This is a genomic window from Coleofasciculus sp. A1-SPW-01 (assembly GCF_040217205.1).
GTDB lineage: Bacteria > Cyanobacteriota > Cyanobacteriia > Cyanobacteriales > Coleofasciculaceae > Coleofasciculus > Coleofasciculus chthonoplastes_A.
The window spans coordinates 129176-140891 of sequence record NZ_JAVJNP010000023.1; the positions used below are offsets into that span (position 1 = coordinate 129176).

8 protein-coding genes and 1 pseudogene are annotated in these 11716 nt (G+C 43.5%); all 9 read right to left on the reverse strand.

Features of this window, described 5'->3' with window-relative positions; all coding sequences use genetic code 11:
- Window positions 1-83: 83 nt before the first annotated feature.
- Window positions 84-1667 (reverse strand): hypothetical protein, encoded by a 1584-nt coding sequence (locus RH949_RS04500; protein WP_446352056.1) that lies wholly within the window; start codon window positions 1665-1667, stop codon window positions 84-86.
- Window positions 1668-1877: 210 nt separating this feature from the next.
- Window positions 1878-3749: an ABC transporter permease gene (locus tag RH949_RS04505; RefSeq protein WP_446352057.1), complete on the reverse strand. Its 1872-nt coding sequence runs from the start codon at window positions 3747-3749 to the stop codon at window positions 1878-1880.
- A gap of 151 nt (window positions 3750-3900) precedes the next feature.
- The gene (locus tag RH949_RS04510) at window positions 3901-4887 is read right to left on the reverse strand and encodes an ABC transporter ATP-binding protein (protein WP_006100698.1); all 987 of its coding nucleotides are present in this window, start codon (window positions 4885-4887) and stop codon (window positions 3901-3903) included.
- A 293-nt stretch (window positions 4888-5180) separates the two neighbouring features.
- Entirely contained in the window at window positions 5181-5948 is a 768-nt protein-coding gene (locus RH949_RS04515) for a PAS domain S-box protein (RefSeq protein WP_446352058.1), read from the reverse strand.
- Between the two features lie 134 nt (window positions 5949-6082).
- Entirely contained in the window at window positions 6083-7351 is a 1269-nt protein-coding gene (locus RH949_RS04520) for an RRXRR domain-containing protein (RefSeq protein ID WP_446352059.1), read from the reverse strand.
- Between the two features lie 356 nt (window positions 7352-7707).
- Entirely contained in the window at window positions 7708-9675 is a 1968-nt protein-coding gene (locus tag RH949_RS04525) for an adenylate/guanylate cyclase domain-containing protein (protein WP_006100553.1), read from the reverse strand.
- A gap of 197 nt (window positions 9676-9872) precedes the next feature.
- Window positions 9873-10403, reverse strand: coding sequence for a Rab family GTPase (locus RH949_RS04530; RefSeq protein WP_198016436.1), 531 nt, complete (start codon window positions 10401-10403; stop codon window positions 9873-9875).
- A gap of 220 nt (window positions 10404-10623) precedes the next feature.
- Window positions 10624-11322 carry a 3-oxoacyl-ACP reductase FabG gene (gene fabG, locus RH949_RS04535; RefSeq protein WP_446352060.1) on the reverse strand — a complete coding sequence of 233 codons (699 nt, stop codon included), beginning with the start codon at window positions 11320-11322 and terminating at the stop codon, window positions 10624-10626.
- A gap of 220 nt (window positions 11323-11542) precedes the next feature.
- Window positions 11543-11716: pseudogene (locus RH949_RS04540) on the reverse strand (RRXRR domain-containing protein); the annotation flags it as partial.

Below are 11716 nucleotides of genomic sequence, written 5' to 3' on the forward strand. Positions count from 1 at the left end.
CACAATTTTAGCTGTGTCAATCCAGTAGTGGCGTGGCACACCTTAAATGTTTGTCGTGTTAACCCAAACTGGTTAATGAAACTTCAGCGCACTTTCGATAAATTAGGCAAAGCATTAGGATTGGCAAATAGCGGTTTTGATGCTGATTCACCGATACGTTTTAACTGACGAGTTAATTGCACAATTAATCCTGCCATTATCGCCCATTGACCCAATACACTAAACAAGACAGTGAAGACAGATGTCTGTTCTAAGATAATCCAAGGCGCACCAAATACTGACACAAGCCATAATCCGGGCAATTGTACTCCTGAAGTGAAGTCCGCTTGTATGATAGATAAAATAAATAGAGGTACAAAAATCGTCAGACTCAAGGTACTTCCTGCCCAAATCCACGGTTTTTTGCGTCGGATTATCAACATCAATTGAATGAGAAGGGCGTAAAATCCAATTAAATTAGCACACAGTAACAATCCCGCGATCGCTTTCACTTTGTCATCGACACCAGTGGGAAACAGCAGTAACCACGGGAACCAGACAATTGCCGTAATCCCTAAATTCAACGCGATCGCAATTGACGAAGGACTCTTTTCAGCCCAAAGCCAATCCCACCATGACATCTGCACATTTTTAACCTTTGAATTCTGACGTTGGAATTGCCCGTACCTTGACCAATCCAGCAAACTTTGTCGTTGCGGCGAAATTGCAAAACTAACCGCTAATAAGGCAACCAAGCTAAACAGAGAAATTCCAAACAGACAGCCAAATAGTGCATCTTTGCTAGTTATAAACTGGCGGGGAAGGGACCAAAATAATCCCAATAGCCAAATTTGAACACTTCCTACTAACCAGTAACTCTGTTGTTTATTTAACAGCGTTCCATTGGGATTGCGGAACATACGATTAGTTGCTTGCCAAACCCAGTAGGCGCTAACGCTAATAGTGATTAGCATCCACAACGTTAGCTGTAAAGGTGCTTCACCCAGATTCCAAATAAACCAAGACCAATTTCCCAAATCCCTATATGTCAAGGTTTGCCAATCAAAATGCCAATCCAGCACCCCAATAAACAAACTTCCTAACCACGCCCCGATTAGACTAGCTGCTAACCCTTGATAAGACGCTTGAGTTAAGGACGCATTGAGTAATCCTAAACCATAGAACAATCCACAAGTGACCAGGATTAAAGCATAAAAACTGATAATCCAAGCCAAGGGAACACCCGCAACAATTCCTGAGATCCAATGTAGAGGAATAGCCAAACTTAATCCCAGGTAAACTAATATCGGCACACCTAGCATTTTCCCCCACAAAATACGCTGACTAGATTGGGGAGTGAGGCGAATAAAATTGAGCGTACCACGCCGATGTTCTTGCATCCAATCAGAAATCAGCAAATAGACGCCGATGGAAAATAAAAACAGAGGTAGAATCCAATTCAGTGTTCTGAAAATCGTCAGCCAATCAACTTCCCAGACGGATTCGACACAGTAATCATTAACACGCTTCGTACAATTTTGGCTAGAAAACGTTAATAAAATTAACGCTTGAATCATTAAAGACGTTGCCACAACCAGGCATCCATTGCGGAGTTGCAACCGTCCTCGAAGTTCTCGCATAAACTGGGGATTCCAGTCACCCAGTCGGTTTATCAGTGTAGAAAGCATGGGAAATATCTCCAAATTAACTGTTCGTTCGTAGTTGCGCTTTAGCGCCTAAAACCTTGAGTCATAACCACAAACACTGAACTCATACTCTCAAGTTTAACGGGTCTTTTATCAGTTTGTAGTCAGCGATGCGAGCGCTTATGGCACTAAAGTGCCGACTACGAACGAACGAAACCCGCTTAAATCAGCAACATTTACATTAAGTTGCCTCTAACGACGACTTGAGGAATGTCCCGCTAATAAAGCTTGAGTTGCTGACTCACCTGCTTTGCGTAGTTGCCGTGTTAACTGCACCGTTAATAGTCCCCAGATTAGGCATTCGGTAAGCAACGCCCAAGCCATCATTGAGGTAGCCGCATATTCAATTCCTGCCCAAGGAAAAGACGAAAATAACCAGGGAATAGGATTATCCGAAGGCTCAACTCCCAAGACTAACAACAGAATTGAAGGCAAACTCAGTACAGCACCAATCGTTCCCGTTGCCCACAGCGCCCGCTTGGATGTTTTCATCATTAACATTAACTGCGCTAGGGTAGCACAAATGAGAGTAATGCAGATAAAGAAAGCAACCGCTAACAACGCTTTGAGTTTGTCAAATCCTGGTTCATACCACACGGCAATCCAAACCAAAAACGGAGTTGTCGCAATCGCTACATTAAGTCCAATGGCGACAATAGCTGGACTCTTTTCCCCCCAAATTAAATCCTGAACGATTCCCCCCTGTTTGCGACTTGTTCCTTGTTGCTGACGATAACGCGCCCAATCCTGTATTACCTGGCGATGAGATGAAAGTGCGGCAATTAAACCCAGAAATAACACAGCATTGAAGCAGGCGATTATAGCGAGATTCTCAACAACTGAATAAGAGGAGTAGACATACTGTCTCTTTTGCCAAGCCAATCCTAACAGCAAGAGTTCAACACAAGCGACTAGCCAATAACTTTGTCGTTTACTCAAGATAGCTGCGTTGGGATTTTGAAAGCGTCGCTTCAAGGCTTGCCAAATCCAACCTGTCCATAAGGTATAATTCACTAAGACAAAACTGACGATACCTAATCCAGCTAAACCCACAGGAAAATGGAACCATTGCAGTGTTTGGATGTCGTTTTTCGAGAATGGAAAGGCTTGATAATGAAGTTCGGTGTGATTATAGAGATAGGGTAGAACTACAGCCGGAGAAAATAAATTGATCCAGTCAGCCGGACTGTTAGATATCCAATTGTTTTGGGCGATCAACAAAAAAGTAAAAACAGCACCACCTCCCAACCAGGATTGGAAGCCATTTAACCCAGAACTTATTAACCCAAACAGCAGTGCTGCACTGTAGAAGAAGGCACAACCTGCGATTAAAACAGCATAGAAACTGAAAATTTCTCCTAGAGTAATTTGGGCAGATAAGCCTAACCACAGATGCAAGGGAATGATCAGAATGGCGGCGAGATAGAGTAAGATGGGGACGCCTAACAATTTGCCGAATAAAATACTCTGGGCAGATTGGGGACTAACGCGAATAAAATTAAATGTGCCGCGACGTTCCTCTCCGGCTAAGTCAGCGATTAGCATATAAGTTCCCACGATTAGCAGGATAAATAGGGCAATTACACTCAGCAATGCGAACATTTGTCCCTGTTGATATTGCCACCACAGAGGAATATCGATGGCATCTTGCGGGCATTTGTGGACGGTTTCAATTCCTTGTAGATGGGCGATTTTTGCCTTAACGTCCGCTATACTACCTTTGAGTTGATTAATTTTGTCCAGATCAAAGGATTCTGCACTGCTATAGCGAAAGAATTGGTCTTGAAGTGAGCGATACTGTTCCCGTAGTTGGGACAGTTTGTCCTGATTAGCGAGGTAACTATCTCGTAGTTTACAGAATATCTCGGTGCTGCGAATGTAGGGGTAAGCATCAGGATCACTCAAGCGAGTAAATTGATTCAATCCATAGAAGAACATGGCTAGATAGCCAAGTACCGATGCGCCAACTGCGATCGCGATATTCCGCCCCTTTAATTTTCCCTTCAATTCCCGCAAGAGTTGCGGGTTCCAGTCTCCTAGTCTGTCTATTCCTTTGAGTAGCATGAAAACAGTCTCCTAAATTTGGTCATTTGTCCTTAGTCTTATGTCATTTGTTATTCGTGAAAAAACCTGGATCGGGGCTGCTATAGTTACATCGGGGTGATGTCAAAAATGATAATAGTAAAACCCGCCCCTACACATAATTCAAAACGTTCTAAGAGACTTGCTGATGTCCTAGCTTTAAGAATATGGTTTCTAAGTCCTCTTGGGTACAGTGAAACTCGGTTAACGGAATTCCCGCTTCAACTAGCGATCGCAACAACATCGCACTCTCTTCTGGATTCCCGGAAAAATCAACCCGTATCTGGTTCTTTCCCGAAATTCGTTCGATTTCTTGCACTAACGGATAATTTTTCAATTCAGCCGCCAATGTGTCCATATCTCCTAAACTGGAGAGAATAATTTTCTGACGGCTAAGGCGGCGATAAAGTTCAGCTAAAGGCGCACTTTCCACCAAATAGCCGAGTTCCATAATCCCCACTGACGTACAGAGTTCGGCTAAGTCACTTAAGACATGGGACGAAATCAGAATCGTCATTCCTGCTTCTTGTAACGTTTTAATAATTTCCCGAAACTGCATCCGGGCGATGGGATCTAATCCGGAAACGGGTTCATCGAGTAGCAGCAGAATCGGTTCGTGAATAATCGTTCTCGCCAAACTCAGGCGTTGTTTCATCCCCCGCGATAGGGTAGCAATTAAACTTTTGCGCTTACTGGTAAGCTGTACCAGTTCCAACACTTCCCGTAGGCGTCGAGTACGTCGGGGTTCTCGCAGGCGATAGAGTCGGGAAAAATAGTCCAGATAATCCCAAACCGTTAAATCTTCGTAGACAGGGAAATCATCGGGAAGATAACCAATGCGCTGCTTGAGTTTGGGGTTGCTTTGATCTCGCAACAAGCGATCGCCATTAATATAAATTTCACCCGTCGTCGGTTCCTCAGCGGCGGCTAACATGCGAATTAGCGTCGTTTTCCCTGCGCCATTGGGACCAATCAATCCATAGACTTCACCAGCGGCGACTTGTAAATCGATATCATTGACGGCGATATGTCGGTCAAATTGTTTTGTCAATCCATGGGTAGAAATGGCTAAGTCTTGACTTAGGGGGGGTGGGGATGGGAGAAATGTTCCTGCTTCCATAGTTGATGCTGATGGGATCTAATGTCCGCCAGTTTAACCTCTTTAAAGCCAAGGTATCTCTCATCCGGTGACACTTATGCAGTTTGGGCGGGGGATTGGGGAACTAGCACTAGAAAAAATTAAAGTTAACGGTTGAGATTAGGGAACACCTTGGACTTCGGCGTGAGCGCTCAGTCGAGCCGTCGAACGCTTACCTCGGCTTACTTCGACTTCGCTCAGTAACACGCTCGGTGTGTCACAGGAAATAGGAAACAGTAAGAATTTGAGGTTTCTTAATATTTATTAACTTTACTTCAGCGATTGATATCACGCCCAATATAAATAATATCCTGTTCGTCTTCTAATTTGCTCTCAATTCTAGAACAGGAAAATGCCACGAGAATCTTGTCTCCTGTCTTAGTCTGACAAACCACTTTAGTTGTGTTGATGCCATTGCAATAAGATCCATTTTTCTGTGCCACTAAATTTTTCACCTGAGATTCATCAATAATTAAAGATAAAGATTTGCCGATTAACTCAGAATTGTTATAACCGAATAAGAAATTAGCTGCTTTATTGACAATTTTTATAACAGATGACGAATTAGTGACGAATAAAGCATCTCCTATATATTGAATAATTTTATCAAGATATTGACTTGATGCTGCCCAAGCATCTAATAATAAGGTCGTTTCATTTGAGCGTTGAACTAAAGTCTGTTCTAAATTCATCCGCTCAGTGACATCCTCACATAAAATAATTAGTTTATTTCCTGCCTGATAGTCTTCACTGTCATTAATAATATACATATCAAAATAGAGAAGATTACCTCGTCCAGAAAATCGTCCAATTCCTTTTAAATCAAAGTTTAACTGTCGCCCCTGAAGGATATGGCTTAAAATCTCTTCAATCCCTACAAGTTCCGGGAAACTCAGACGCACATCCTTACCGATACTCAAATCCTGAGGACGGTCGGCGAACTGAGCGATTTTATGAGATAGTTCTAAAATATTGAATGACTCATCGACGGCTAAGTATTCAATATGACGAGAAAATAATAATTTTTTAAACAGGGGATGCATGGAAATTTATATTATCTAGATTGGCTAATCTTTTCAGTTTTATTTTATTTTATTCCTAATAATTTTTGACCTCAATAATTACAGCATAGAAATTATATATGGCAAGCATAGGATTTAACACTATTAATTCTTCTTCATTCATCGTATTTCGCGTGAGACTCCACCCTCAGCAGATCCTTCGCAGGCTCAGGAGGGTGGAGAGGGATAGAGGTCAAATCGACCCTTTCAATAAGGGGAGATTTGACAATCCAGTTGAAGGCACGACATTTCGACTTCGCTTGGCGGCGAACGATTAACCCCGTGCTTCGCTGCAACAATTGGACTTTGGATGCAGTGAACTGTCCCAACCGTTTCCAGTTGGCGTCACTGACCGAAACTTGTCTCTCGGTGTCTCCAGAACACCAACCGACGTAAGTCTTCCCAGCTTTTTCGGCTATAACTTTGTCACCTTTCCTAAACCCATGGCGGGTAACTGTGCCGCCATACTTGCGCCGCTTACCTCCTTTAGAAGGGACACATAAATGTAACTGTCTACGGCTAATTGGCGGTCTACGGATTACCGCAAATGGTGCAGGTGTGATTTGAACATAACCACTCCAGTCGCCATGTTTGGCATTATCAGAGTGCCATTCCTGCCATCGGGTAAACTCAAACGCGGCTAAGGTTACACCGTCAACAGCGTGAGTTGCTGGAGTTTGATTAGCTTTGTTCTTTTTGTCCTTAGCTAATCCTAGCCATTGTCTAAGCTGACTGGTTCCGTTACCATCCCGTTGCCACCCCTTGTGGGTAACAACAGGAGCTAACTTAGATAGCCAGTTGAGCATCTGTCGTTGTCCTACCATAACTGGAGAGAATCCAATACCAGACCGAGCCGATTTACGACCACTGGTTTTATCTACGTCAGCCATGACCAACTCATAATGAATGGCACTAATCGGGAACAGCTTAAACAGTTCTTTGACTACCCGTAACTCTAGCTGCTTATTGGCTCGAATTGACGGTGGGAGTTTGCCTTGCCTGCGATTATCAAACCGAGCTTGACGATGACAGCGTTTAGAGTAAGGCAGCTTCCGGTTAATCCGTCTCCCCCGTCTGGCTCGACGCATGACCCGCCGTAATTCCATCCGTTCCTTAACCGTCTTGAACGGTAGAACCAGATGTCCCATCCAAAGGGTAAAGAGACTCGATTGAACCCCAATCCCCGAATAGCATTTACCAGGGTCTATACCCATGGCTATGGGTTGAGTATTCTCTTGGGTTTCAAAGGTCAATTGAATGGCAAAACATTCTAAGTCGTTATGTACTACTTTAGCTTTACCATCCCTCAACCAACGCCTAGCGCGGCTGGGTTTTGTAGGCATTAACGGTTTACCTGATTTCGATAAAACTGGTACTCGTAACATGGTGATAAACCTCCGAGTAAAAGTGTGTAGTCCCTTCCCGCCATCTCAGCTAAGATGTCTTGGCTTAACAACAACCCGACAAAAGGTTTTAGAGGTAATCCGGACTAGGGAAATATCCGGATGTCTGTACCAAGCTGAGACTCTACGCGGTATTCAACGTTTAATGACGTTTGTCCGTCAATCCCTGACTTCAAGCGATAGCTAAGTCAGGGTTGTTGAATATTCTTATCCTGCTTTTATTAATCACCGCTGTAGCTGGCTACGTCTCTACCTGATCAGCGTAGAGTTTAACCAAGCTGGAGAAAAGCAAATACTTCCTCCCTGAGTGTGTTTATTGGCTATCCAATTATAATAATTTATTTTACAGCAATCAGAAAATAGGTAGTCATCTTGCCTCTACCCTTCACGTCAATCATACCTCGTTGCTCAAACTCAAATGTATCCTTTAATTTTTCGTAGATTGCCGCTGTTACTTGGATACGTCCGGGTATACTCTGTGATTCCATACGGCTGGCAATGTTCACGGTATCTCCCCACAAATCATAACTGAATTTTTTTAGACCAATTACGCCAGCAACCACAGGTCCGGTGTTGATGCCAATTCGCATATTAAACGCCTGTCCCGTCTGGTCACGAAATTGGGCGATCGCGGCTTGCATATCCAGTGCCATCCGGGCGATCGCGTGGGCATGGTTGAGGGGCGATCGCGGCAATCCCCCCACCACCATGTACGCATCCCCAATAGTTTTAATCTTCTCCAATTGATGCTGTTCGCACAGTTCGTCGAAAATCGAAAAGATTTGATTGAGTAAGTTAAGCAGCGTAATCGGAGGCATTGAGGACGACAGTTGAGTAAACCCGACAATATCAGCAAAAAGAACCGAAACTTCAGCAAAATCCTCGGCGATAATCTGATGTTCATGTTTCAATCGATCGACAATCGGTTCAGGTAAAATATTCAGGAGTAGCTGTTCAGATTTTTCCTGCTCTTGTCGCAATGCGGCTTCTGCTTGTTTACGCTTTATAAACTGTCCTAACTGATTACCAATTGTTGCCATAACCTGCGTTAGTTCCGGATCTGGGGGTTGCACATCATAGGAATAGAAGGTGATTACACCCAAAATTTGCTCATCGTCTTGAATCGGAAAGCCAAAAGCACTGCGTAATTCAGCAATTGGCAAGATTGGGGATAGCGATTCTGAGGTGATACCGCTAATCCATTTAGGAGAACGACTCGTCCAAATTTGACCCAGTAATCCCCCCTTAGGGGATGCGATTAATGGCTGAGTTATCGACATCGATTCTGGAATCGCGTGGCTAACCCAAGTGTGTTCGCACCGCAACTGAGGTGTTATCCTATCTATCTCGCGATCGCCTATCACTTCTGAAATCCAAAGTTCACCCAAATCCCACACCAACGTTTCACCAATTGCAGGCAAAATTTTAGGCATAGCCTCCTCGATTGTGCCTGAATCCGATAGAATACGGCTAATGGCATGTTGAGTAGCTATCCGCTTTTGTGTGCGCTGACGTTCAGTAATATCGCGACCAATATAAATAAAATGGAGACTACTTTCTGTTTCCATTTGAATCGCTGAACAGGAGAAGGATACCATTATTTTTTCTCCCGTTTTTTTCTGACAGACAACCTCCCAATTATTGATAAATTTTTGCTCAACACAAAGCTGCTGTTGATGTTCGGCAAGTAAGTCATCAGCTAGAGACAAAATTAGGCGCATAGAGTTGCCAACTAACTCAGATTCGTCATAGCCAAATAAATTTTGTGCCGAACGATTAACTGTTTTAATGGTTCCAGTCGGCTTCGTCACCAAGAGTGCATCTGCCATAGCCGTAATAATTTGATCAATATACCCTTTAGATGCTGATAATCGACTCAATAATAAACGGGTTTCATTAGTGGCTTGAACTAAGGTTTGTTCTAAAACCATCCGTTCTGTGACATCTTCTAATAAAATAATTAATTGATTTGGTTTGTCAGGGTTATACTGGTCAAAAGCCAAAGGATGTTTAATCACATACAAATCAAAATACAGCGATTCGCCTGTCACTGAACACCGACTAATCCCCTTTAATTCAAAATTATCCTGTCGTTCGTCCAGAATATCAATCAAAATGGTTTCTAACCCAATGAGTTCTGGAAATCCCAGACAGATATTTTGTCCTTGGCGAACTTGATCGGAATCTTCGGCAAATCGCTTGACTCCCGGAGAAGTCTCCAGAATTTTACCGTCTCTATTAATTAGTAAATATTCCCTATGGCGTGGTACTAACAGGGATAAAAGTTTATTTAAAAATCTGCTCATATCAGCTTGGGTTTAGGCTTTCAGCTAAAGCCACATTATTCGGTGCAGGCGTCTAGGGTGGCAAATCTGTGAAATTGCTCCATGTTTTCACCTTTGACAGATCCTCGCTATTTTTCGTACTATCAACTCCAGCCTATAGTAATGTATTTCATCGTTATACATAATGCGATTTTGTCATACAGTCGATGAAATCTTCTTCATTCAACCATTCGCTGAGCTAGGGTCAAAAAAATATCGTCAACATTTTTACCAGTTTTCGCTGATGTGGGATAGACAGCAGCGATTTTATTTGGATAATTCAATTGACACTTGTCTAGCAAATCTTCCTGTTGTTTTTCCGAAAGAAGATCCGCTTTATTTAACGCAACGATACCAAATCCTTTTGGATTGACGGATAAAAACGCCTGTAAGTGATCTGAAATATGATCGATTGTGACTTGGCGACTGACATCAGCTACGATTACCGCACTGGTTGCGCCTTGTAGGTACATCGGCGTCACCGTTTTAAATTTAGTATTTCCCTCCAAATCCCAGATTAGCATTTGTACCTGGAGCGCCTTTTTTGGCGTCTTGGCTTGCACCTCAACCGTTTTTCGGGAAATCTTTACCCCCACAGTGGACAAATACTTATCACTAAACTGTCGTTCTACAAAGCGACGAATTAAGCTGGTTTTACCGACACTAAAATCACCCAGCATACATATTTTTTTAGAGATCAGAGAAGTCATGCTTGTTGTGTAACTCCAATTGAGAGGGAATAGAGTATAGTATATTTAGAGTTAAGCGATATAAAATAGTTATAAAATTATTGGTTATTTGTGTTTCTTATCACTGACGAATGACCAATGATGGGCGATTAATTATCCAGATATGATCTCCAAAGAAGGGCAATTGAGTTAAGTAAAACCCGCCCTTACAACAATGTAAAGACGCGCCATGGCGCGTCTCTTAAATGCTGCCATAAACCGGAACAGCCGCACCGCTTACATCCTGCGCCGCGTCTGAGGCTAAGAAACAAATCACTTGGGCGATAGATTGGGGTTTCACCCACTGAATGGCATTTTCTTCCCCCATGGCTTGGCGATTGGTTGGTGTGTCAATCACACTAGGGAGTACACTATTGGCAGTGATATTCGTGCTTTTGGTTTCATCCGCGATCGCTTGAGTCAGGGCGACAACGCCAGCTTTTGCTGCACAGTAGGCGGCTAACTGTCCCCCCGGTTGCACAGCACCCCGCGATCCTACGGTAATAATGCGCCCATAATTCTGGGGCAGCATTTTCGCCAAACTGTGCTTGCACACCAAAAAGGTGGTATTTAAGTTCAGGTCAAAATCGTTTTTCCAGGCTTCATAACTGTATTCGTGGGTTTTTCCCATGGAAAAGCCACCCACTAAATGGATTAGTACATCCACCCCTTCCATATCGTTGATCATTTTGCTGACATTCGCCTCATCAGTGAGATCGGTAGGGACAAAGCTAATCCGGGCAAAATCCGCCGGAGATAGGATTTGTTTCAGGCGTTCTACATCTTGAGGATTGCGATAAGGAATGGTTACCGTTTTGGGTGTAGAGGCTAATACGGCTGGAGTCACCCCTATTCCTAGTCCGCCAGTACCGCCAGTGAGTAAAACGTGTTTGCCTTTCATTAAGTTGAACAGGTGGGTATCTTCCTTTCCCAAAATACCGTAATTTGAGCAGCGATTAAGCTGCCCTTACTCTATTCAAGCACGAATTGGCTTCACCTGATCGGATGGATGTCTAGGATAGGCGGCACAAACAACAGGGGTTTGGTTACCAAACCCCTCCGAGTCCATCGTTTTACCTCGTGGGACTCCGACCTCAACGAAGTAGGTCGGAGGGGGATAACTGGACAGCAATCCCAGTAAACAGCTTTCCCGGATCAATTCCGGCTGCAATATCTTGGGTCTGTTCACCTGACGGTTCCTTGACTAACTGGACTTGAAAGACACCTAAGTCATTGCGTATAACCTTGACCTTGCCTGACTTTAACCACCGTCGAACACGGCTAGCTTTAGCTGG

What these genes read in the sequence shown, in the direction of transcription:
- RH949_RS04510 (WP_006100698.1), bottom strand. Translation starts at nt 4,887, where the DNA reads ATGGAAGCAGGAACATTTCTCCCATCCCCACCCCCCCTAAGTCAAGAC.
- RH949_RS04525 (WP_006100553.1), bottom strand. Translation starts at nt 9,675, where the DNA reads ATGAGCAGATTTTTAAATAAACTTTTATCCCTGTTAGTACCACGCCAT.
- fabG (WP_446352060.1), bottom strand. Translation starts at nt 11,322, where the DNA reads ATGAAAGGCAAACACGTTTTACTCACTGGCGGTACTGGCGGACTAGGA.
- RH949_RS04505 (WP_446352057.1), bottom strand. Translation starts at nt 3,749, where the DNA reads ATGCTACTCAAAGGAATAGACAGACTAGGAGACTGGAACCCGCAACTC.
- RH949_RS04520 (WP_446352059.1), bottom strand. Translation starts at nt 7,351, where the DNA reads ATGTTACGAGTACCAGTTTTATCGAAATCAGGTAAACCGTTAATGCCT.
- RH949_RS04515 (WP_446352058.1), bottom strand. Translation starts at nt 5,948, where the DNA reads ATGCATCCCCTGTTTAAAAAATTATTATTTTCTCGTCATATTGAATAC.
- RH949_RS04530 (WP_198016436.1), bottom strand. Translation starts at nt 10,403, where the DNA reads ATGACTTCTCTGATCTCTAAAAAAATATGTATGCTGGGTGATTTTAGT.
- RH949_RS04500 (WP_446352056.1), bottom strand. Translation starts at nt 1,667, where the DNA reads ATGCTTTCTACACTGATAAACCGACTGGGTGACTGGAATCCCCAGTTT.